The sequence below is a fragment of the Pseudooceanicola nitratireducens genome, assembly GCF_900109195.1.
Taxonomy (GTDB): Bacteria; Pseudomonadota; Alphaproteobacteria; order Rhodobacterales; family Rhodobacteraceae; genus Pseudooceanicola; species Pseudooceanicola nitratireducens.
The window spans coordinates 308,525-331,265 of the sequence record NZ_FNZG01000002.1; the positions used below are offsets into that span (position 1 = coordinate 308,525).

Annotated in this window: 18 protein-coding genes; 10 read left to right on the forward strand and 8 right to left on the reverse strand. The window is 64.0% G+C overall.

Translation table 11 applies throughout. The features are described from left to right. Positions 1 to 467: 467 nt before the first annotated feature. Genes infB through rimP form a run of 4 tightly spaced genes read right to left on the reverse strand, consistent with a single transcriptional unit; the run spans position 468 to position 5,835 of the window. A complete protein-coding gene (infB, locus tag BMX99_RS07345; RefSeq protein ID WP_093449474.1) occupies positions 468 to 2,990 on the reverse strand; it encodes a translation initiation factor IF-2 in 2,523 nt (840 codons plus the stop codon). Between the two features lie 42 nt (positions 2,991 to 3,032). Continuing rightward, positions 3,033 to 3,623 carry an RNA-binding protein gene (locus BMX99_RS07350; RefSeq protein ID WP_093449476.1) on the reverse strand — a complete coding sequence of 197 codons (591 nt, stop codon included), beginning with the start codon at positions 3,621 to 3,623 and terminating at the stop codon, positions 3,033 to 3,035. Positions 3,624 to 3,650: 27 nt separating this feature from the next. Further along, positions 3,651 to 5,261, reverse strand: coding sequence for a transcription termination factor NusA (gene nusA / locus BMX99_RS07355; protein WP_093449479.1), 1,611 nt, complete (start codon positions 5,259 to 5,261; stop codon positions 3,651 to 3,653). 4 nt (positions 5,262 to 5,265) lie between these two features. Beyond that, on the reverse strand, positions 5,266 to 5,835 hold the full coding sequence (gene rimP, locus BMX99_RS07360; RefSeq protein ID WP_093451180.1) for a ribosome maturation factor RimP: 570 nt from the start codon (positions 5,833 to 5,835) through the stop codon (positions 5,266 to 5,268). A gap of 200 nt (positions 5,836 to 6,035) precedes the next feature. Here rimP and BMX99_RS07365 point away from each other — a divergent pair, with 200 nt between their 5' ends. Next, positions 6,036 to 6,491, forward strand: a complete 456-nt coding sequence (locus tag BMX99_RS07365; protein ID WP_170848676.1) for a PaaI family thioesterase — start codon at positions 6,036 to 6,038, stop codon at positions 6,489 to 6,491. Positions 6,492 to 6,495: 4 nt separating this feature from the next. On the opposite strand, the gene BMX99_RS07370 is transcribed toward BMX99_RS07365, so the two are convergent. Continuing rightward, positions 6,496 to 7,995, reverse strand: coding sequence for a malonate--CoA ligase (locus tag BMX99_RS07370; protein WP_093449485.1), 1,500 nt, complete (start codon positions 7,993 to 7,995; stop codon positions 6,496 to 6,498). Between the two features lie 129 nt (positions 7,996 to 8,124). On the opposite strand from BMX99_RS07370, the gene BMX99_RS07375 reads away from it, so the two are divergent. Next, positions 8,125 to 9,048, forward strand: coding sequence for a DMT family transporter (locus BMX99_RS07375; RefSeq protein WP_093449487.1), 924 nt, complete (start codon positions 8,125 to 8,127; stop codon positions 9,046 to 9,048). Between the two features lie 444 nt (positions 9,049 to 9,492). On the opposite strand, the gene BMX99_RS07380 is transcribed toward BMX99_RS07375, so the two are convergent. Further along, positions 9,493 to 10,887 carry an aspartate aminotransferase family protein gene (locus BMX99_RS07380; protein ID WP_093449490.1) on the reverse strand — a complete coding sequence of 465 codons (1,395 nt, stop codon included), beginning with the start codon at positions 10,885 to 10,887 and terminating at the stop codon, positions 9,493 to 9,495. 136 nt (positions 10,888 to 11,023) lie between these two features. Here BMX99_RS07380 and BMX99_RS07385 point away from each other — a divergent pair, with 136 nt between their 5' ends. From BMX99_RS07385 to BMX99_RS07405, 5 genes are all read left to right on the forward strand, one after another. After that, positions 11,024 to 12,112 (forward strand): polyamine ABC transporter substrate-binding protein, encoded by a 1,089-nt coding sequence (locus BMX99_RS07385; protein WP_093449492.1) that lies wholly within the window; start codon positions 11,024 to 11,026, stop codon positions 12,110 to 12,112. A gap of 87 nt (positions 12,113 to 12,199) precedes the next feature. After that, positions 12,200 to 13,321 carry an ABC transporter ATP-binding protein gene (locus tag BMX99_RS07390; RefSeq protein WP_093449495.1) on the forward strand — a complete coding sequence of 374 codons (1,122 nt, stop codon included), beginning with the start codon at positions 12,200 to 12,202 and terminating at the stop codon, positions 13,319 to 13,321. Positions 13,322 to 13,370: 49 nt separating this feature from the next. Then, the gene (locus BMX99_RS07395) at positions 13,371 to 14,261 is read left to right on the forward strand and encodes an ABC transporter permease subunit (RefSeq protein WP_093449497.1); all 891 of its coding nucleotides are present in this window, start codon (positions 13,371 to 13,373) and stop codon (positions 14,259 to 14,261) included. Further along, positions 14,258 to 15,073, forward strand: coding sequence for an ABC transporter permease (locus BMX99_RS07400; RefSeq protein ID WP_093449500.1), 816 nt, complete (start codon positions 14,258 to 14,260; stop codon positions 15,071 to 15,073). The genes BMX99_RS07395 and BMX99_RS07400 overlap by 4 nt, the downstream gene beginning before the upstream one ends. A gap of 1 nt (position 15,074) precedes the next feature. Further along, positions 15,075 to 16,418: an NAD(P)/FAD-dependent oxidoreductase gene (locus BMX99_RS07405; protein WP_093449503.1), complete on the forward strand. Its 1,344-nt coding sequence runs from the start codon at positions 15,075 to 15,077 to the stop codon at positions 16,416 to 16,418. Here the strand turns inward: BMX99_RS07405 and argE are convergent. Together argE and BMX99_RS07415 are read right to left on the reverse strand one after the other, a co-directional pair. Then, the gene (argE, locus tag BMX99_RS07410) at positions 16,403 to 17,563 is read right to left on the reverse strand and encodes an acetylornithine deacetylase (RefSeq protein WP_093449506.1); all 1,161 of its coding nucleotides are present in this window, start codon (positions 17,561 to 17,563) and stop codon (positions 16,403 to 16,405) included. The two genes, BMX99_RS07405 and argE, sit on opposite strands and share 16 nt — an antisense overlap. Further along, positions 17,560 to 18,744 (reverse strand): M24 family metallopeptidase, encoded by a 1,185-nt coding sequence (locus tag BMX99_RS07415; RefSeq protein ID WP_093449510.1) that lies wholly within the window; start codon positions 18,742 to 18,744, stop codon positions 17,560 to 17,562. Before BMX99_RS07415 ends, argE begins: the two co-directional genes overlap by 4 nt. Before the next feature lie 110 nt (positions 18,745 to 18,854). On the opposite strand from BMX99_RS07415, the gene BMX99_RS07420 reads away from it, so the two are divergent. The 3 genes from BMX99_RS07420 (at position 18,855) to BMX99_RS07430 (ending at position 22,741) form a co-directional block, all read left to right on the forward strand. Beyond that, complete coding sequence (locus BMX99_RS07420; RefSeq protein ID WP_093449513.1) at positions 18,855 to 20,225, forward strand: aspartate aminotransferase family protein; 1,371 nt, start codon at positions 18,855 to 18,857, stop codon at positions 20,223 to 20,225. 206 nt (positions 20,226 to 20,431) lie between these two features. Then, positions 20,432 to 21,520: an ABC transporter ATP-binding protein gene (locus tag BMX99_RS07425; RefSeq protein WP_370274368.1), complete on the forward strand. Its 1,089-nt coding sequence runs from the start codon at positions 20,432 to 20,434 to the stop codon at positions 21,518 to 21,520. 111 nt (positions 21,521 to 21,631) lie between these two features. Beyond that, positions 21,632 to 22,741 (forward strand): extracellular solute-binding protein, encoded by a 1,110-nt coding sequence (locus BMX99_RS07430; protein ID WP_093449519.1) that lies wholly within the window; start codon positions 21,632 to 21,634, stop codon positions 22,739 to 22,741.

Here is a 22,741-nt window from a genome sequence, read left to right on the forward strand (position 1 = left end):
ATACATTTAAGTTCAGAAAAAATTCATTATTCGATCATAAATTAATCAACTGCGAGTAGCGTCAACCCTGTTTTTGGTGTACTACTGGAAACAATCTTTTTGTGGGGAGAGGATTACTATGCTTAAGACTATCACAGTTGGTTCCTGCGTGTCGGTACAGGGAACTTATGTCGGTACTACCGCTGACGGTCGTGTCGAAGTCCGTGTTGGCAACCAGATTTTCCGTGGTCAACCGGTCAGCGGCGCAGCTGCTGCGTAACGAAAAACTCCCAGGTTTATCGTTGTACGGGCGTCCCTAGCGGGCGTCCGTTTCTGTTTGCGCACTTGGTCCGGGATGGGGCCCCGTGGACCATACCTGCGCGACCTGCCAGCCTTGACGCATGACGCCCAATGAAAAACGCGCCGCTGGGAAGCGGCGCGTTTTCTTTTGCGTGGTCCCCGGTTGGGGGACGATCAGGGCAGGGGGATCAGAGCGTACGCTCGATCTCTTCCCGCTCGAAGATCTCGATGACATCGCCGGGGCGGATATCATCATAGTTTTCAAAGGCCATACCGCATTCCTGGCCCGAGATGACTTCGGCCACCTCGTCCTTGAAGCGCTTGAGGGTCTTCAGCGTGCCTTCGTGGATCACCACGTCGTCGCGCAGCAGACGCACACCGGCGGACCGGCGGGCGACGCCCTCGGTGACCAGACAGCCGGCAACCTTGCCAACTCCGGTGACCTTGAACACCTCTTTGATGTTCGCGTAGCCGATGAACTTCTCGCGGATCTCTGCGGACAGCAGGCCAGATGCGGCGGCTTTGACGTCATCCACAAGGTCATAGATGACCGAGTAGTACCGGATCTCCACGCCCTTCTGGTTGGCGGCGTTCCGTGCGGGCGCGTTGGCCCGGACGTTGAAGCCGAAGACCGGGGATCCCGAGGCTTCGGCCAGGCCGACATCGGATTCGGTGATCGCACCAACGCCGGCGTGCAGCACGCGGACGCGGACTTCGTCGTTGCCGATTTTTTCCATAGCCTGAACAATCGCCTCGGCAGAACCCTGCACGTCGGCTTTGACCAGGATGGGCATCTCGGTGACGTTTTCGTCTTCCTTGGCCTTCTGCATCAGCTGCTCAAGGGTCGTTGCTGCACCTGCAGCGGCACGTTTGTCCTTGGCGGCCTTTTCGCGGTATTCCGCGATTTCGCGGGCCTGGGCTTCGGTTTCGGTCACGTTCAGGACGTCACCGGCCTCGGGCGTGCCGTTCAGGCCAAGCACCTCGACCGGAACCGAGGGGCCGGCTTCTTTCACGCGCTCGCCCTTGTCGTTCACAAGCGCACGGACCTTACCGTACTGCTCGCCCACGACGAAGACATCGCCCTGACGCAGCGTGCCGGACTGGACCAGAACGGTGGCCACGGGGCCACGGCCGACGTCCAGCTGCGCCTCGATCACGGCACCCTGGGCGGCGCGATCGGGGTTGGCTTTCAGTTCCAGGATCTCGGCCTGAAGCGCGATGGCGTCCAGAAGTTCGTCCAGACCCTGCCCGGTGTGGGCCGAGACCTCGACGTCCTGCACTTCACCGGACATCTGTTCCACGATCACTTCGTGCTGCAGAAGCTCGGTCCGGACCTTGTTGGCGTCGGCGGCCGGTTTGTCGACCTTGTTGATCGCCACGATCATCGGAACACCGGCGGCCTTGGCGTGATTGATCGCCTCGATCGTCTGCGGCATGACCGAATCGTCCGCGGCAACCACAAGGACCACGATGTCCGTCACCTGCGCGCCACGGGCCCGCATCGAGGTGAAGGCCGCGTGGCCGGGCGTGTCGAGGAAGGTCAGCGTCTGCCCGCCATCGGTGACAACCTGGTAGGCGCCGATGTGCTGGGTGATGCCGCCGGCTTCGCCCGCGACGACCTTTGCGTTCCGGATCGCATCCAGAAGCGAAGTCTTGCCGTGGTCGACGTGGCCCATGATCGTGATGACCGGGGCGCGCGGCTTGAGGTCTTCTTCCTTGTCTTCGACTTCCTTGATGACGTCTTCGACGTCGGAATCCGAGACGCGGATCATGTTGTGGCCGAATTCCTCGATGATGAGTTCGGCGGTATCGGCGTCGATCGTCTGGTTCTGCGTGACCATCATGCCCATCTGCATGAGCGCCTTGACCACATCACCAACGCGTTCGGCCATACGGTTGGCCAGTTCGCCGACCATGATCGCCTCGGGGACCTGAACGTCACGCACGACCTTTTCGCGCTGGACGGGGCCGCCCATGGCTTTCTGGCGTGCACGTTCCTGTTTCCGCTTCATCGCGGCCATGGACTTCTGACGGCCGCCTTCGCCACCGGTCAGCGCCTGGTTCAGCGTCAGCTTGCCGGAACGGCGGCCATCGTCGCGGCCCTTGCCGCGGCCACCGCGATCGTCACGGTCGTTGTTGCGGTTGTCGTTGCGACCGGGACGGTCGGCAGCACCGCCGCCACCACCACCGGCACCGCCACGCGGGGCCTGCTTGGGCGCACGGGCGTTGTCCTCCTGCGGGGCAGGGGCCGCAGCCTGGGCGGCCGCGCGCTTGGCGGCTTCCTCGGCTTCGCGCTTCTGACGCTCTTCTTCTTCGGCTTTCGCCTTCAGAGCCTCTTCGCGTTCCTTTTCCTCGCGGGCCTTCTGTTCGGCCTCTTCACGACGGCGTTCGCGTTCTTCCTCGCGGGCCTTTTCCTCGGCGGCGCGGGCTGCCGCTTCTTCCGAAGCGCGGGCCTGGGCGGCCTGAACGGCCTTCAGGCGACGTTCCATTTCCGCGTCGGTGATCCCGGCGGGACGTTTCGAGGGGTCGCCGATGGATCCGCCGGATGCGGATTTGCCCGAGGCACCGGGCTTGGGCACCACAACGCGTTTGCGTTTGGTTTCCACCACGACGTTCTTGGTCCGGCCGTGGCTGAAGCTTTGCTTGACATTCCCCGCACGGGGACCGCCGCCACGAACACCCAAAGTCTTTTTGCCGTCGTTGTCACTCATGTGGTTCTTTAATCCTTTCGGGCGGGGCCCTCCCCGCCGCCATCAGGCACGCAAGCCTCTTAGCCTTGCGGCTTCCTCTACAACTCTTTTGCTCAGACCGCCAGTTCCTAAGGCGGCGTGTATGACAGTTTCACGTCCAAAGGCCAACCCCAGCTCATTCGAGGTGAGCCAGCCGATGAAACTGCCCTCATATGGCGTGGACAATTTGTTCTTGCCCCGCTCGGATCCGTCGCTCGCCTGGATCAGCACGTCGGCATAATCCTTGGAAAGCCAGTCCTTCACCTTCTCGTATCCGGCGACGGCATCGCCGGACTTCCGCGCCATCGCCAGAAGGCTGGTGACGCGGTTCACCAATGCGGTTTCGACCAGCCCGGTCAGATCTTCGGGCAGGGTGACGGGCTGCTTGGCCGCGCGGGCGAAAAGTTTCTTCGCCACCGCGGTGTCCAGCGCCGTCCGGTCGGACGAAACCCAGATCCCACGACCCGGAAGCTTTTCCATGAGGTCGGGGACAATCATGTTGTCGGGCCCGACGACGAAACGGATCATCCCATGCTTGGGCTGTGCCTCGCCGGTGGCGATGCATTTCCGTTCCGGCCCGTCGGACCTGTCTTTCGCTTGGCCGCCTCGCGACATTTGCGGCGTCTCCCGTTCGGGTCAGGTTCAGGCGTCTGCCTGAACCTCCACTTCTTCAGATGCTTCTTCGGCTTCGAGTTCGGCCGGATCGACCCAACCCAGCATGACACGAGCGTTCATGACCATGTTCTGGGCTTCTTCCAGCGACACTTCGAAGGGTTCGAGAATGCCGTCGTCCTTGGTGCGCTCGCCGTCGACCGTGGTCCAGCCACCGGCAAGTTCCCAGTCGGCGCAGGTCGCGAAGTCTTCCAGCGTCTTGATGTCGTCCTCGGCCAGCGCCTGGATCATCTGGGGTGTCAGGCCTTCGAATTCAATAAGGCTGTCCTCGGCACCCAGTTCACGGGCCCGGTCCAGGGCCGCCTTGGCCTGGGCTTCCAGCACGTCGCGGGCACGGGCCTGCAACTCGCCGGCGGTGTCTTCGTCGACACCGTCGATGACCAGCAGTTCGTCCAGTTCGACATAGGCGACTTCTTCCAGGTTGGTGAAGCCTTCCGAGACCAGAAGCTGGGCAAAGAATTCGTCGACGTCGAGGGCATCCATGAAGAGCTTCGTGCGCTCTTCGAATTCCTTCTGACGGCGGGCCGATTCTTCTTCCTCGGTCATGATGTCGATGTCGAGGTTGGTCAGCTGCGACGCCAGGCGCACGTTCTGACCGCGGCGACCGATGGCAAGCGACAGCTGCTCTTCGGGGACGACGACCTCGATCCGCTCGGCTTCTTCGTCCAGAACCACCTTGGTGACTTCTGCGGGCTGCAGCGCGTTCACCAGGAAGGTCGGCTGGTCTTCGTTCCAGGGGATGATGTCGATCTTTTCGCCCTGCAGTTCGTTCACGACGGCCTGCACGCGGCTGCCGCGCATACCCACACAGGCACCGACCGGGTCGATCGAGCCGTCATAGGAGATCACGGCGATCTTGGCGCGCGACCCGGGGTCACGGGCGACGGCCTTGATTTCGATGATGCCTTCGTAGATTTCGGGCACTTCCATCTTGAACAGCTCGGCCATGAACTGCGGATCGGTGCGCGACAGGAAGATCTGCGGGCCACGCTGTTCGCGGCGCACGTCCTTGACGTAGCAGCGGATGCGGTCGTTCGGGCGATAGCTTTCGCGGCCGATCTTTTCGTTGCGGCGCAGGATGCCTTCGCCGGCACCCACGTCGACGATGACGTTGCCGTATTCTTCACGCTTGACGACACCGTTGATGATCGTGCCGGCGCGGTCCTTGAATTCCTCGTACTGGCGATCGCGTTCCGCTTCGCGGACCTTCTGCAGGATGACCTGCTTGGCCGATTGCGCGGCGATCCGGCCCATGTCGACGGGGGGAACCTCTTCGACAAAGGTGTCACCGACCTGCGGATCGGCCATGTACTGCTTGGCCTGCTGGACGGTCATCTCGGCCTGGTAGTTCTCAAGCTCTTCGTCCTCGACCACGGTGCGGACGCGGGTAAAGGTCGCGCGGCCGGTCTTGCGGTCGATCTTGACGCGGATGTCCATCTCCGCGCCGTAGCGGGACTTGGCCGCCCGGGCGAGGGATTCTTCCATCGCTTCGACGACCAGACCGGGGTCGATCATCTTCTCGCGCGCGACCGCCTCGGCGGTCTGGAGCAGTTCAAGCTGGTTGGCAGAGGTAATCGCCATGGTATCAGTCCTCCTGGGAACCTGTCTCTGTCTCGATCTCGTCAAACTGGCTTTCATCAAGGTCGCCCGAGGCCTTCCGGGCCCGCAGCATTTCCTTGATGAGATCGTCGGTGAGGACCAGCTTGGCATCTGCCAGCCAGTCGAAATGAAGTCCTACGGTGCCTTCTTCGATATTGATCAGCACCTCGTCCCCCTCGACACCCGCAAGCACGCCTTTGAAGCGTTTGCGACCGTCGATCAGTTCAGCGGTCTCCACCTTGGCTTCATAGCCTTCATAGGTGTCGAAATCTTTCAGCCGGGTCAGCGGGCGGTCGATGCCGGGCGAGGAGACTTCCAGCGTGTAGGGATCCGTCACCGGATCCTCGACGTCCAGAACGGCGCTGACGGCGTTGGAAATATCGGCGCATTCATCGACCTCGATGCCGCCCTCGGGGCGTTCGGCCATGATCTGCAGGGTCTTGGTCTGTCCGCCCATCAGGCGCAGCCGGACGAGTTCAAAGCCCATGTCCTCGACGATGGGCATCACGATCTCGGCCAGGCGGCGGTCGATGGCGGTCTTGGCGATAAGGTCCATGGGGGACATGATCTCCGGGTACAAAAAAACGGGCGCGCGGCCCGTCGATGCATCCGGTGGAGCGTCTGACCGTTGGCCCGACACGCCGCTGTTGAAGGCGATATAGGCCCGTCCGGGGCGAATCGCAAGGGGATTGTGCGGCTTCCTGCCGGGTGTCTGGCCGTGCTAGGGCTTCGCGGCGCGACAACAGGATGAAAACCATGACAGAAATGCCGGCGACCCCAGATCAGATCCAGGCCCTTGCCCCCGACACCAGCTGGCGCATGGTTCAGGACGACGGGTTCATCGGCCACGTGGGTCCGATGTTTGCCCGCGACATGGAGGATGCGCCGCAGTGGATCGGGTTTCGGGCGCAGGACCAGCACCGCAATATCAATGGCGTGGTGCAGGGCGGCATGCTGATGACCCTGGCCGATCGCGGGTTGGGGCGGATCGCCCGGGCCGCGCATGACAACAACCCGGTGGCCACGGTGAACTTCAGCTATGACTTCCTGGGCGCGGCCAAGATCGGACAGTTCGTCGTCTGCCGCCCGAGGATCGTCAAGGAAACCCGGTCGCTGGCCTTCATGGAAGGCGAGGTCTTTGCCGGGGACGATCTGATCGGCCGGGCACACGGGCTGTGGAAGAAGCTGGCCAAGGCACCCTCGACCAGCTGAGGCCTTATGCGGTGAACAGCGCCGCGTAGTCTTCGCGCAGCTGTTTCTTCTGCACCTTGCCCATGGTGTTCCGGGGCAGGGCGTCGACGAAGATCAGCTCTTTCGGTTGCTTGAACTTGGCCAGGTCGCGGGTCAGCACGTCGCGGATGCCGCCCGGATCGGGGTCGCCCTGCGGGACGATCACGGCAACGACGGCCTCTCCGAAATCGGGGTGGGGCACGCCGATCACGGCGCTTTCGACCACGCCGGGAATGTCATCGATCAGCCCTTCGATTTCCTTCGGGTAGACGTTGAAGCCGCCGGTGATGATCAGGTCCTTGGACCGGCCGACGATGGTGACATAGCCCTCGGCGTCGCGGGTGGCGAGATCGCCGGTGATGAACCAGCCGTCTTCACGCAGCTCTTCCGCGGTCTTTTCCGGCATCTGCCAGTAGCCCTGAAAGACGTTCGGACCGCGCACCTCGATCACGCCGATCTCATCGGTCGCGACCTCTTTTCCGTCGTCCATGATGCGCAGTTCGACGCCGGGCAGGGGGAAGCCGACGGTGCCCATGCGACGTTCGCCCTCGTAGGGGTTCGAGGTCGACATGTTGGTTTCGGTCATGCCGTAGCGTTCCAGCACGTGGTGGCCGGTGCGGGCGAGCCATTTTTCATGGGTATCCACCAGCATCGGGGCAGAGCCCGAGATAAACAGCCGCATGTTCGAAGCCAGGTCGGGCGTCAGGCGCGGATCGTCCAGCAGGCGGGTGTAGAAGGTCGGCACGCCCATCATCGCGGTCGAGGACGGCAGCGCGCTGATGATCGCGTCGGGGTCGAACTTCGCCAGGAAGAAGGTGGATGCCCCGGCAAACAGCGAGACGTTGGTCGCCACGAACAGCCCGTGGGTGTGGAAGATCGGCAGCGCATGGATCAGCACGTCGTCACGGGTGAAACGCCAGTATTCGCGCAGGGTTTCCGAATTCGACGCAAGGTTGCCATGGCTCAGCATCGCGCCCTTGGACCGGCCCGTCGTCCCCGAGGTATAGAGGATCGCGGCCAGGTCGCCTTCTTCGCGGGGCACGGCGTCAAACCCGGCCTCTGCGGGCAGGGCGTCGATCAGCGTGCCGCTGCCGTCGCCTGCAAGGGTCAGGGTGCGGGCCTGCGACAGGGGCGCGATTTCGCCTTCGCGGGCAGGGTCGCAGACGACGATGCGGGGCGTGGCGTCGCCCAGGAAATAGGCGACCTCGGCCCCGGTATAGGCGGTGTTGAGCGGCAGGAAGATGCCCCCCGCCATGACGGTGCCGATATACAGCTGGATGGCCTCGATGCTTTTGTCGACCTGGACGGCCACGCGGTCGCCGGGTTCAAGCCCCTGGGCCGCAAGGGCGCTGGCCATGCGTTCGGCGCCGTTGAACAGATCCGCATAGGTGACGTTCGGCAGGCCCGGCCGATAGGCAAAGATGTGATCGGGGGTCAGGACAGCGTGACGCGCCAGCAGGCTGCACAGGTGGTTGGCTTCGTACATGACATCCTCCGGTCGCTTTGCGTTGTGCGCATAAACGCCAGCGATCGGGCGGAAATGCAAGGCCGCGCTTCCAATTGACGTTACGATGTTTTGGGGTGATGGGTGGGGCGGAACGACAAGGACGGCCCCATGCAACCCCTACGCGGTATCACCTATAAACTGATCGCGGTGATGTGCTTCATCGTCATGCAATCGCTTGTGAAATGGGTGTCCAAGGACATCCCGGCCGGCGAGGCGGTGTTCTTCCGATCGCTGTTCGCCCTGCCGGTGATCGTGGCCTGGCTGGCCATGCGCGGAGATCTGCGCACCGGGCTGAAGGTGGCGCGGCCGATGGACCATGTCTGGCGGGGCTTTATCGGAACCTGTGCCATGGGGATGATGTTCGGCGGCCTTGCCTTCCTGCCCCTGCCCGAGGTGACGGCCCTGACCTATGCCATGCCGCTGCTGGTGGTGGTCTTTGCCGCGATGTTCCTGGACGAACGGGTCGGGCTGTTCCGGATCGGGGCGGTGGCCCTGGGTCTGACCGGGGTGATGATCGTTCTGGCCCCGCGCGTGACCTCGCTTGGCGGTGAGACGGTCAAGACGATGGAAGCCGTGGGCGCGGTGATCGTGCTGCTGGGCGCGGTCTGCGGCGCGCTGGCGCAGATCTTCATCCGCAAGATGGTCCAGACCGAGGAGGTCTCGGCCATCGTGTTCTGGTTCAGCTGCACCTCGACCCTAATGGCGCTGCTGACGGTGCCCTTCGGCTGGGCGATGCCGACGCCGGTGCAGGCCGTGGCGCTGGTGGCCTGCGGGGTGATCGGCGGGGTGGGGCAGATTTTCCTGACCTCGTCGTACCGCTTTGCCGATGCCAGCCTCGTGGCACCTTTCGACTATGCCTCGATGCTGTTCGCGATCCTGATCGGCTATTTCATCTTTGCCGAGGTGCCGACCGGCCAGATGCTGTTCGGGGCCTCGCTGATCGTCTTTGCCGGGTTGATCATCATCCTGCGGGAACGCCAGCTGGGTATCCGGCGGGCCAAGGCGCGGCAGGCGAAGACGCCGCACAACTGAGGGTGCTTCGATAGACAGAAGTCCCGCCCGGCGTTTGCGCCGGGCAGCGCCGGCCCGCCCCCCTGGGGCGGCGCTTGTGCGCCACCCCGCGGGCCGGCGCTGCCCTAAGTTAAGACCTCGGAAGTTGGTGCACCGGTTCGAGGCGGCCTGCGCCCCGGGGCTCCGCCCGTGATCAGGCGAAATCGTCCACTGGACGATTTCCGAGAAGCCTGATCACCCCCGCGGGCCGGACGCTGCCCTAAGTCAAGACCTCGGAAGTTGGAGCACCGGTTTGAGGCGGCCTGCGCCTCCGGGGCTCCGCAAGAGATCAGGTGCCGCCCTTTCTAATAAACTCTTGCGTTGGTCAGACTGTTTGGCGGTTGGACCACCATCCCGCCAATGAAAAACCCGGCCGCGTTGTCACGACCGGGTTTTCCCAAACCTACAAAACCAATCGGAACCCGATCAGCCGGCCTTCCACAGGCCCGCGTCCTTCACGGCCGCCATGCCTTCGTCCAGCGACTTCCAGGCGCGTTCGATCAGCGTGTCGATCTCGGGTTTGGAAATCACCAGCGGCGGAGAGATGATCATCCGGTCGCCCACGTGGCGCATGATCAGGTTGTTGGCGAAACAGCGTTCGCGGACCATGTAGCCGACGGTTCCGGCGTCGGCGGCAAAGGGCGCGCGGGCCGAGGCGTCGGGGGTCAGGGCGATCGACCCCATCATGCCGACGATCTTCGCCTCGCCCACCATGGGGTGGTCGGTCAGCGCCTGGAATTTCTCGGCCAGGTAGGGGCCGGTGTCCTCGCGCACGCGGTCGACGATCTTTTCCTCGTCCAGGATGCGCAGGTTCTCAAGCGCGACGGCGGCGGCGACGGGATGGCCGGAATAGGTGTAGCCATGGTTGAATTCGCAGGCCCCGATGACCTCGGCCACCTCGTCCGAGACGATGGAGCCGCCGATCGGCTGGTAGCCCGAGCTGAGGCCCTTGGCGATGGTCATGATGTCGGGAGTGATGTTCAGCTTTTGCGACCCGAACCATTCGCCGGTGCGTCCAAAGCCGCAGATCACCTCGTCCGCGATCAGCAGGATGTTGCGTTCGCGGCAGATGCGGCTGATCTCGGGCCAGTAGGTGTCGGGCGCAACGATCACGCCGCCCGCACCCTGCACGGGTTCGGCGATGAAGGCCGCGACATTGTCTTCGCCCAGCTCGTCGATCTTGGCTTCCAGCTGGCGGGCGCGTTCCAGGCCGAATTCCTCGGGGGACATGTCGCCGCCTTCGGCCCACCAGTTGGGCTGGTCGATATGGGCGATGCCGGGGATCGGCATGCCGCCCTGGGCGTGCATCCCCTTCATCCCGCCAAGCGAGCCCGAGCCGACCGAAGACCCGTGATAGGCGTTCCAGCGCGAGATCACGATCTGCTTGGACGGCTTGCCCTTCTCGGCCCAGTAGGTGCGGACCATGCGCAGGTTGGTGTCATTCGCCTCGGATCCCGACCCGGCATAGAAGACGTGGTTCAGATTGCCCGGGGCCAGTTCGGCCAGCCGCGCGGCCAGCGCGATGGCGGGCACATGGGTCGTCATGAAGAATGTGTTGTAATAGGGCAGTTCGCGCATCTGGCGGGCGGCGACCTCGGCCAGTTCATCGCGGCCGTAGCCGATATTGACGCACCACAGGCCGGCCATGGCGTCCAGGATTTCCTGGCCCTCGCTGTCGCGCAGCATCACGCCCTTGGCCCCGGTGATGACCCGCGCGCCCTTGGCGGCAAGGTCCGTCTGGGTCGAGAACGGGTGCATGTGGTGGGCGGCATCCAGGGCCTGAAGTTCGGCCGTGGGCAGGTGGTTGGTGATCGGCTGCATGAAAACCTCTCGAATTCCGATTTATGGCGACGCTACGCCTGCCAGAAAGAAAACGCCATATTGCAAGTGCGCGATTTTGTTGCTTGGATCATTTCCCAAGGGCGCTAGCTCAACCGCGTCCATGGGGAGAAATACAATGTCCAAAACACTGATCGCACTCACCGCGGCGCTGACCGTCGGCACGGCCGCCGTCGCCGAAGAAGTGCATGTCTACAACTGGTCCGACTATATCGACGAAGAGCTTCTGGCGAAGTTCGAGGAAGAAACCGGGATCGAACTGGTCTACGACGTCTTCGACAGCAACGAACTGCTTGAGACGAAGATGCTGGCCGGCGGCTCGGGCTATGACGTGGTGGTTCCGACCGGCACCTTCCTACAGCGCCAGATCATGGCCGGGTCGTTCCAGCCGCTGGACAAATCCAAGCTGCCGAATGCCGGGAACCTCTGGGACGTGATCCAGAAGCGGACCGATGTCTATGATCCGAATGGTGAATATTCGATCAACTACATGTGGGGCACCACCGGGATCGGCGCGAACGTCGGCAAGGTCAAGGAAGCCCTGGGCGATGACGCCGAGCTGAACACCCTGTCGCTGATCTTCGATCCCGCCAAGGCCGAGAAACTGGCCGGCTGTGGCATCCACCTGCTGGACGCCCCGACCGAGGTGATCCCCGCCGCGCTGACCTATGCCGGCTGGGAAGGCGGCCCGGACGACAAGTCCGACGAAGCCCTGGCCAAGGCCGAGGAAGTCCTGTCGGCCGTGCGTCCCTACATCCAGAAGTTCCACTCGTCCGAGTACATCAATGCGCTGGCGAACGGTGACATCTGCGTTGCCCTGGGCTGGTCCGGTGACGTGCTGCAGGCCCGCGACCGCGCGGCCGAGGCCGACAACGGCGTCGAAGTGACCTACGAAGTGCCGTCCGAAGGCGCGCTGATGTGGTTCGACCAGATGGCGATCCCGGTGGATGCGCCGAACCCCGATGCCGCGCACAAGTTCCTGAACTTCATCCTGGATGCGCAGAACATGGCGGCGGCGTCGAACTATGTCTACTACGCCAACGGCAACAAGGCTTCGCAGGAGTACCTGATCGAGGACGTGATCGGCGACACCGCGATCTACCCGGACGATGCCACGCTTGAGAACACCTATACGGTGACCCCCTTCGGCCCGAAAGAGCAGCGGTCGCTGACCCGGCTCTGGACCAAGATCAAGTCCGGTACCTGATCGGGATCCTGTCCGGTCTTCGAAGACCGGCCCCAAAGTCCGGCCCGCGCATGGCTTGCGCGGGCCACACCCTGACCCCGAGGCCCTATGCCACAAAAAATCTTTGCCCCCTGGGATGATCCGCAGGAAAAACCGCTGATCCGGTTCCAGAACGTGACCAAGCGGTTCGGCGACTTCACGGCCATCGATTCGATTGATCTTGATATCTACGCACGCGAATTCTTTGCCCTGCTCGGCCCGTCGGGCTGCGGCAAGACCACGTTGATGCGGATGCTTGCCGGGTTCGAGACCCCCTCATCGGGCACCATCCTTCTGGCGGGGCAGGACATCGCTCCGGTCGCGCCGAACCAGCGCGCGGTGAACATGATGTTCCAAAGCTATGCCCTGTTCCCGCATCTGTCCGTCTGGGACAACATCGCCTTTGGTCTGCGCCGCGAAAAGCGGCCCAAGGACCAGGTTGCCGCCCGGGTCGAGGAAATGCTGAAGCTGACCCGCCTGACCAAGTTCGCCCGCCGCAAGCCGCACCAGATTTCCGGTGGTCAGCGGCAGCGGGTGGCGCTGGCGCGGTCGCTGGCCAAGGCCCCGAAACTGCTGCTGCTGGATGAACCGCTTGGCGCGCTGGACAAGAAGCTGCGCGAAGAAACCCAGTTCGAGCTGATGGACATCCAGGAAAAGACCGGCACGACCTTCGTGATCGTCACCCACGACCAGGAAGAGGCGATGACCGTCGCGTCCCGCGTGGCGGTGATGGACGAAGGCAAGCTGATGCAGATCGCCACGCCCGACCGCATCTATGAAGCCCCGAATTCCGTCTATGTCGCGGATTTCATCGGCGACGTGAACATCATCGAAGGCAAGGCGCACCAGGTGGGTGAGCTGGTTCAACTGGACTGGGCCGAGGGCCAGCCGGCCCTGGCCGCGCGCACCGACAAGAACCTGGGCCTGGCGCAGACCTGTTACCTTGCGATCCGGCCCGAGAAGGTCTCGATCTCGGCGGACCGTCCGGGCGGGGCCAACGCCCTGCAGGGCGAGATCATCGACATCGCCTATCTGGGCAATCTGTCGACCTATCACGTGAAACTGCCCACGGGCCATGTGATCAAGGCGCAGCAGGCCAACACGCGGCGGATTTCGCGCCGGCCCTTCACCTGGGAAGACAAGGTCTGGGTCAGCTGGACCGAAACCGCCGCCGTGGTGCTGGACCAATGACCCTGCTGACCGCCTTCCGGACCGCCCCACAGGCGCAGGAGGTGAGCCGATGCGCCGCCTGATCCTGATCGCCATTCCCTATGTCTGGCTGCTGGCGCTGTTCCTGATCCCCTTCGTGATCGTGGTAAAGATCAGCCTTTCGGACACCGCGCTGGCCCGTCCGCCCTATTTCCCGCAATGGGACTGGTCCTTGGGCTGGGCTGGCATCAAGGACTTCTTTGCCGAGCTGGATTTTGAAAACTTCTGGTTCCTGACCACCGACGATCTGTACTGGAAGGCCTATCTGTCGTCGCTGCGGATCGCGCTGATTTCCACGCTGATGACACTGCTGGTCGGCTTTCCGATCGCCTATGGCATGGCGCGCGCACCGGAACACTGGCGGCCCACGCTGATGATGCTGGTGATCCTGCCGTTCTGGACGTCGTTCCTGATCCGGGTCTATTCCTGGATGGGGATCCTGTCGCAGAACGGGCTGCTGAACGCGCTTTTGCTGGGGATCGGCGTGATTGATGAGCCGCTGATCATCCTGAACACCGATACGGCCGTCTACATCGGGATCGTCTACACCTACCTGCCCTTCATGATCCTGCCGATCTACGCGGCGCTTGAGAAACTGGACGGATCGCTTCTGGAAGCGGCCGAGGATCTGGGCTGTTCGCGGCTGTCGGCCTTCTGGCTGGTGACCGTGCCGCTGTCGAAACAGGGCGTGATCGCGGGCTGTTTCCTGGTCTTCATCCCGGCCATCGGGGAATTCGTCATCCCCTCGCTTCTGGGTGGGTCGGAAACGCTGATGATCGGCAAGGTGCTGTACGAGGAGTTCTTCTCGAACCGCGACTGGCCGGTGGCCTCGGCGGTGGCGGTGATCCTGCTGCTGATCCTGATCATCCCGATCGTGCTGTTCCAGCGCAACCAGCAGAAACAGGCGGAGGCCGAAGGATGAACCGTCTGTCCCCTTTCAACGTGGTGTCGCTGACGCTTGGCTTCGCCTTCCTCTACCTGCCGATGATCATCCTGGTGATCTATTCCTTCAACGCGTCCAAGCTGGTGACCGTCTGGGCGGGCTTCTCGACCCAATGGTATGGCGAGTTGCTGCGGAACGAGGCCTTTCTCGATGCCGCGCTGGTGACGCTGAAAGTGGCGGTGCTGACTTCGACCCTGGCGACGGTGCTGGGCACCTGTACGGCCTATGTGCTGGTGCGGATCCACCGCTTTCCGGGGCGCACGCTGTTTTCCGGCATGGCCTTTGCGCCGCTGGTGATGCCCGACGTGATCCTGGGCCTGTCGCTTCTGCTGCTGTTCATCGGCGTGGGCGTGGACCGGGGCGTGCTGACCATCGTGCTGGCCCATACGACCTTTGCCATGTGCTATGTCTCGGTGGTGGTGTCGTCGCGGCTTGTGGCCTTTGACCAGTCCCTGGAAGAGGCCGCGCTGGATCTGGGCGCGACCCCCTGGGAGACCTTCCGCCTTGTGACCCTGCCGATCATCGCGCCTGCGGTGATCTCGGGCTGGCTTCTGGCCTTTACCCTGTCGCTGGACGATCTGGTGATCGCGTCCTTCACGGCGGGCCCGTCGTCGACCACGCTGCCGATGAAGATCTTTTCCGCCGTGCGTCTGGGTGTCTCGCCGGAAATCAACGCGCTGTCGACGATCATGATCTCGATCGTGACCGTGGGGGTCATCGCGGCCTCGCTTCTGTCGAAACGGGCAGCGGTACAGCGGGTGCGGGAAGAAAAGGCCGCCGAGCGGGCATAAGATGCGACGTCTTTACAGTGATTTCGCCTATTCGCGCGGGCCGATCGCGGGCTGCCACTGGGCCGGGGCCGTGCCCGATCAGGCGCTCGAGTTTCCCGTCATCGCAGGCGATCAGCGCGCCGATGTGGTTGTCGTGGGCGGTGGCTATACCGGGCTGAACGCCGCGCTGCACCTGGCCGAGGCCGGGCGCGCTGTCACGCTGTTGGATGCGGAATTTCCGGGCTTCGGGGCCTCGGGGCGGAACGGCGGCTTCTGCTGTCTGGGCGGCACGCGGGCGACCAACCTGCAACTGAAGCTGACCGGCGACCCGGGAGAGGTCCGCCGGGCCGAGGTTGCCGCCATCGACCATGTGGCTGACCTGCTGGACCGGCTGCAGATCGACGCCGACCGCCAGGCCCACGGAGAGCTGATCGTCGCCCATTCCCGCGCCAGCGCCGCCGGCTTTCCCGCCCTGGCCCAGGAGGTCGCCGAGGATTATGGCGTCACGGCCAAGGTCATCGCGCGCGAGGACATGGTGGCGCGCGGCATGGGCGGGCGCTGGCAGGGGGCGCTGCATGTGCCGCTTGGCTTTTCGCTGCACCCCCGGAAATACCTGCAGGGCCTGCTGCGCGCCGCCTTGGCCGCCGGGGTGCAGGTGCATGGGAACAGCGCGGTGCAGAACATCGACCACGGCCCCGAGGGGCTGGTGATCCGCACCGCCGGGGCCCGCATCCGCGCCGACCAGATGGTTCTGGCCACGAATGGCTATACAAGCGAGTCCGTCCCGCCCTGGATCCGCAGCCGCACGCTGCCGTCGCAAAGTTCGGTCATCGCGACAAGGGCGATGACGCCCGAGGAGCTGTCCGCCCAGGGCTGGACCACGCGGCTGATGGCCTATGAGGACCGCCGGCTGCTGCATTACTTCCACCTGACGCCCGACAACCGCATGGTCTTTGGTCAGCGCGGGGGGCTTCTTTCCTCGGCTGCGAATGATGCGCGGATCGCGGATCGGGTGCGCCGGGATTTCGCGCGGGTCTTTCCCGAATGGGCCCATGTGGAAACGCCGCACAGCTGGTCGGGCATGGTCTGTCTGACCGCGTCGCTGACGCCCTATTGCGGGCCGATCCCGGGGCTCCCCGGGGCCTTCACCGCTTTTGGCTATCACGGCAATGGCGTTGCCATGGGGTCCTACCTGGGCGCGCGTCTGGCCGATTTGATGCAGGGAATTGATCCGCGCGGCGTGCTGCCCCAGGCCTTCCGCCGGGTGCCGCCGCGCTTTCCGCTTGGGCCGCTGCGCCGGGCCTGGCTGGCGGCGGAATACGGCTGGTCGCTGATGACCGATCGCGCGGATTACGCGGCCAGCTGATCCACCAGCCCGTGCAGCATCGACAGGCACTGGACCAATTGGTCCAGCTCGATGAACTCGTCCGGCTTGTGGGCCTGCGCGATGGATCCGGGGCCGCAGATCACCGCCGACATGCCCAGTTGCTGGAACAGCCCCGCCTCGGTCCCGAAGGACACCAGGTCGGTGCCATTGGCCCCGGTCAGACTGGCGACCAGGTCTCGGGCGGCGTTGTCCTCCATCGGCTCAAGGCCGGCGACTTCCCCGATCACCTGGGTGATGACATCGGCCCTTGGGTGCACGCGGCGCATTTCCGGCAGCAGGGTTTTCTTCACGTAGCGCTCCATCCTTTCGCGGACAAAGGCGCGGTCGGCGTCGGTGACGGGGCGCATTTCCCAGTCGATCTCGGCCAGGCCGGGGATGACGTTGTGCACATGGCCACCGGTCAGGCGGCCGATGTTGATCGTGCTCCAGGGTGGTTCGAACGCCGATCCGGGCGGGGTGCGGTGGCGTAGCTGTTCACGAAGGCGCAGCAGCTGGCTGACATAGCGCACGGCATATTCCACCGCGTTCACGCCCAGTTCGGGGCGGCTGCCGTGGCCTTCCAGCCCGGTGAACCGGGTGGTGTATTCGCAACAGCCCTTGTGGCCTTCGATGATCCGCATCTCGGTCGGTTCGCCGATGATGGCCAGCGCGGGCAGGGTGTCCCGCCCCCGCAGCACGTCCGACAGGTTTCGCGCCCCCAGGCAGCCGACCTCTTCGTCGTGGGTGAAGGCGAAATGCACCGGGCGGCGCAACGGCGTTTCGGCCAGGCGCGGGGCCATGGCGGTGGCGGCGGCGATGAACCCCTTCATGTCGCAGGTGCCGCGCCCGAACAGTTTGCCGCCGTCTTCCCACATGTCAAAGGGGTCGCGGGACCAGTCCTGATCCGCGACCGGGACCACATCGGAATGGCCGGACAGAAGGATGCCGCCCGGTTCATCCGGTCCGATCCGCGCCAGAAGATTGGCCTTTTTCCCGGTGTCGTCGGTCATGATCTCGACCTCGGCCCCGTGATCGCCCAGCCGGTTGGCCAGCAGGGCGATCATCTCGAGGTTGCTGTCCGCCGAGACGGTCGGGATCGCGATCAGGTCATGCAGAAGCGCGCGGGTGGTGGCGAGGTCGGTCATGGTTTGACGAACATCTCGCGCGGGCGATCGCAGAGACATTCCGCCGGGCCATCTTCGGTGATGCGGATCGATTCGGTGATCTCGAGCCCCCAGTTCGACATCCACAGGCCGGGCATGAAGTGGAAGGTCATGTCCGGTTCCAGGATGGTTTCATCCTCGGAGCGCAGGGAAATCGTGCGTTCGCCCCAGTCCGGCGGATAGGACAGGCCGATCGGATAGCCACAGCGCGCGCCCCGGGTGATCCCGGCGGCTTCAAGCGGGGCGGCCAGGGCATTCGCCACGTCGCAGGCGCGGTTGCCGGCGCGGGCGGCGTCCAGCCCGGCCTCCAGCCCCTCGATCAGCGCGGCCTCGGCGTGGCGGAACAGGTCCGGCGGCTCGCCCAGGAAAACGGTGCGGCAGAAGGGGACGTGATAGCGGCGATAGCAGCCCGAGATCTCGAAGAACGTCGCCTCGCCTTTCTGGAAGGGGCGGCCATCCCAGGTCAGATGCGGCGCGGCGGCGTCGGTGCCCGAGGGCAGCAGCGGCACGATGGCGGCGTAATCGCCCCAGGCATCGTCCACGCCCAGGATCGCGTCGCGCTGGATCTCGGCGACGATCTGGTTCTTGGGCAGGCCCGGTTCGACCCGGTCCAGCCAGCCATCGACGATCTTTTCGGAAATCCGCGCGGCCTTGCGCATGAAGGCCAGTTCTTCGCCGGATTTCACGGTCCGGCACCAGTTCACCAGGGCGGTGCCGTCGATGAAGGTGGCATCGGGAAGTTCGTGGGTCAGAACCGCATGCGCCTTGGCGGAATAATAGTAATTGTCCATCTCGGTGCCGATGCGGGCGGTGCCCACGCCCATGGCCTTCAGCTGGGCGGCCAGCTCCTCCATCGGGTGGCGTTCGGTGGACTGCACGAAGTGGTCGGCATAGCCGTAACAGCGGCTGTCCTCCATCCAGACGGTGCGGATCGCGCCGTTGCGATCCTGGGCCCGGCCCCACCACCAGGGGTCGCGGTCCAGGAAGACGACAACCCCTTGATGGACATAGAAACTCCAACCGTCGTAGCCGGTCAGCCAGGCCATGTTCGACGGGTCGGTGACGCAAAGAACCTCGATGCCCGCGCGCTCCATCGCGGCACGCGTCTTGGTCAGGCGGCGGTCGTATTCTTCGGGCGAGAAGGGAATGGATTTCTGAATCATTGCGGGCCTTTCAACCTTGTCCGGGGATCGTGGGGGAGAGGCGATCGGGTTGCAAGTGCAGTGCTCGGATGCGAGGTCTTGAGGCGAATCCGAACCTCAGGAGGGCTGAAATGCTGCGCAACGATCAATTGGACCAATGGGACCGCGAGGCGTTCTTCCACCCCTCGACCCACCTTGCACAGCACGCCCGCGGAGAGGCACCGAACCGCGTGATCCAGACCGCCAAGGGCTGTCACATCACCGACCGAGACGGCAATGAACTGCTGGATGCCTTTGCCGGGCTGTACTGTGTGAACGTGGGCTATGGCCGCCCCGAGATCGCCGAGGCGATCGCCGAACAGGCGAAGGAACTGGCCTATTACCACGCCTATGTGGGACACGGAACTGAGGTCTCGATCACCCTGGCCAAGATGGTGCTGGACCGGGCCCCCGCGGGGATGTCCAAGGTCTACTTCGGCCTTGGCGGGTCCGACGCGAACGAGACCAACATCAAGCTGGTCTGGTACTACAACAACATCCTTGGCCGCCCCGAGAAGAAGAAGATCATCTCGCGTTGGCGGGGCTATCACGGGTCGGGCCTGATGACCGGGTCGCTGACGGGGCTGGAGCTGTTTCACAAGAAATTCGACCTGCCGCTGGCCAATGTGATCCACACCGACGCGCCCTATTACCTGCGCCGCCCGGATGCCGGGATGAGCGAGGCCGCCTTTGTCGATCACCTGGTCGCAGAGCTTGAGGCGCTTATCGAACGCGAAGGCGCGGATACGATCGCGGCCTTTATCGGTGAACCGCTGATGGGCACCGGTGGCATCGTGCCGCCGCCCGAAGGCTACTGGCCCGCGATCCAGAAGGTTCTGGACAAGCACGACATCCTGCTGATCGCGGATGAGGTCGTCACCGGGTTTGGCCGGTTGGGGTCGATGTTCGGGTCGGATCACTACGGGATGCGCCCGGACCTGATCACCATCGCCAAGGGCCTGACCTCGGCCTATGCGCCGCTGTCGGGGTCCATCGTGGGCGACAAGATGTGGAAGGTGCTGGAACAGGGCACGGACGAAAACGGGCCGATCGGCCACGGCTGGACCTATTCCGCGCATCCGATCGGGGCGGCGGCCGGGGTCGCCAACCTGAAGCTGATCGACGACCTGAAACTGGTCGAGAACGCGGGCCGGGTCGGCAAGATCCTGAACGATGCGCTGCGCGATGCGGTCGGGGGCCATGCTCATGTGGCCGAGGTCCGCGGCGAAGGCATGATCGCGGCGGTGGAGTTCCAGAAGGACGTCGCCGGGCGGAAGTTCTTCGAGGCGTCCGAGAAGATCGGGCCGCAGATCTCGGCCAAGCTGCTGGAGCAGGGGGTGATCGCCCGCGCCATGCCGCAGGGCGACATCCTGGGCTTTGCGCCGCCCTTCTGCCTGACCGAGGCAGAGGTCGAGGAAATCGCCGGAAAGACCGCCGAGGCCGTCGCGGCCGTCCTGGGGTAACCCGGGCCAGGCCCCGGGGGGCGCCCCCCGGGGTGATGTGACTTTACGCAGGATTGCCCTAGGTATCCTGCTGGACCGTAAAAACGTCGTAAACGTGGAGTAAAGCGCCGCCTTTTGGTTGCAACCTGTGCACAGCGGAGTCTTTACTGGTCCCATAACAGCGGCAAAAGCCGCGAGATGACAACGGGGAGCCAGCTTTGGCTGACATGACAAGCGATGCGTTCGTTGAATTCGAACGCGTGCAGAAAAGCTATGATGGCGAGACGCTCGTCGTCAAAGACCTCAACCTCTCACTGCCGAAGGGCGAGTTTCTGACGATGCTCGGGCCGTCGGGGTCAGGCAAGACCACCTGCCTGATGATGCTGGCGGGGTTCGAAACCGCCACCCACGGTGAGATCAAATTGGACGGAAAGCCGATCAACAACATCCCGCCGCACAAGCGCGGCATCGGGATGGTGTTCCAGAACTACGCGCTGTTCCCGCACATGACCGTGGCCGAGAACCTGTCCTTCCCGCTGGAAGTGCGGCGGATGGGCAAGTCGGACCGCGAGGCGAAGGTGAAGCGCGCGCTGGAGATGGTGCAGATGGGGGCCTTTGGTGGCCGCCGTCCCGCGCAGCTTTCGGGCGGTCAGCAGCAGCGGATCGCGCTGGCGCGCGCCCTGGTGTTCGAGCCCGAGCTGGTCCTGATGGACGAACCGCTTGGCGCGCTCGACAAACAGCTGCGCGAACACATGCAGTTCGAGATCACCAGCATCGCGCACAACCTTGGGATCACCACCGTCTACGTGACCCACGACCAGACCGAAGCGCTGACCATGTCGGACCGCGTGGCGGTGTTCGACGATGGCCGCATTCAGCAGCTGGCCCCGCCGGATGAGCTGTATGAAAGCCCGCAGAACAGTTTCGTGGCGCAGTTCATCGGCGAAAACAACACGCTGGAAGGCGTGGTGCAGGAGATCCGCGGCGATCACTGCACGGTCAAGCTTGACGACGGCTCGATCATCGACGCCAAGCCGGTGAACGTGTCTGCCGTCGGGGATCGCACGCTGGTGTCGATCCGGCCCGAGCGGGTCGAGATGGACAAGACCCGGCTTAGCCCCGATGCCCATACGCTCAAGGCCGAAGTGCTGGAGTTCATCTACATGGGCGACATTTTCCGCACCCGTCTGCGCGTGGCGGGATCGGACAATTTCGTCATCAAGACCCGGAACGCCCCCGACCAGCGTCGCCTGACCAAGGGCGAAACGATCGAGATCGGCTGGCTAGCGGACGATTGCCGGGCGCTTGACGCCTGAGGATATCGGTTTCGACGCGCCCCCGGCGCGCCGATCACCTTGGCCACCGCGTCCGACCCGTGGCGTGCGGCTAACAAAACCCGAAAACGGGAATAAAACAGGGAGACCAGTATGAAACTGACCAAGACCCTTCTTGCGACGACGGCTCTGACCGTCGCGGCCGGTTCGGCGATGGCGGAAAGCCACATGGCATCCGACATGACGCTCGTATCCTGGGGCGGCGCGTACCAGTCGTCGCAGCAGAAAGCCTATGTGGAGCCCTACCAGGCCAACAACCCCGGCGTGAACGTCGTCTGGGACGAATCGTCCAACGAAGCCGTGGCCAAGCTGCGCGCCATGAACGAAGCCGGCAACATCACCTGGGACCTCGTGGACGTCGTGGCATCCGACGCGATCCGTCTGTGCGACGAAGGCCTGGCGATGGAAATCGACCCGGAAGCGGACCTGGCGGCTGCGCCCGACGGCACCTCGGCCGAGGATGACTTCGGCGACCTGCTGGTGTCCGACTGCTTCATCCCGCAGATCGTCTATTCGACCACCTTCGGCTATCGCACCGACATGGTTGGCGACACCCCGCCGACCTCGGTCTGCGCCGTGTTCGACACCGAAGCCTACCCGGGCAAGCGCGCCCTGGAAAAGCGTCCGATCAACAACATGGAATGGGCGCTTCTGTGTGACGGCGTTGCCAAGGAAGACGTCTATGACGTTCTGGAAACCCCGGAAGGTCAGGACCAGGCCCTTGCCAAGCTCGACACCATCAAGGACGACGTGATCTGGTGGTCCGCCGGTGCCGACACCCCGCAGCTGCTTGCCGATGGCGAAGTGGTCATGGGTTCGACCTACAACGGCCGCCTCTTCTCGGTCATCGAAGAGCAGGACCAGCCTGTCGCGATGCTCTGGGACGCTCAGGTGTTCGACCTGGACGGCTGGATCATTCCCGCCGGTCTCAGCGATGAGCGTCTGGCCCGCGTGAAGGACTTCGTGAAGTTCGCCACCGACACGCAGCGTCTGGCAGACCAGGCCAAGTACATCTCGTACGGCCCGGCGCGTCAGTCCTCGGCTCCGCTGGTTGGTCAGCACGCCGAGCTGGGCATCGACATGGCTCCGCACATGCCGACCGACCCGAACAACGCCACGAACACGTTCCTCTACAACTACGAGTTCTGGGCTGACTATCGCGACGACATCGACGCGAAGTTCCAGGCGTGGCTGGCACAATAA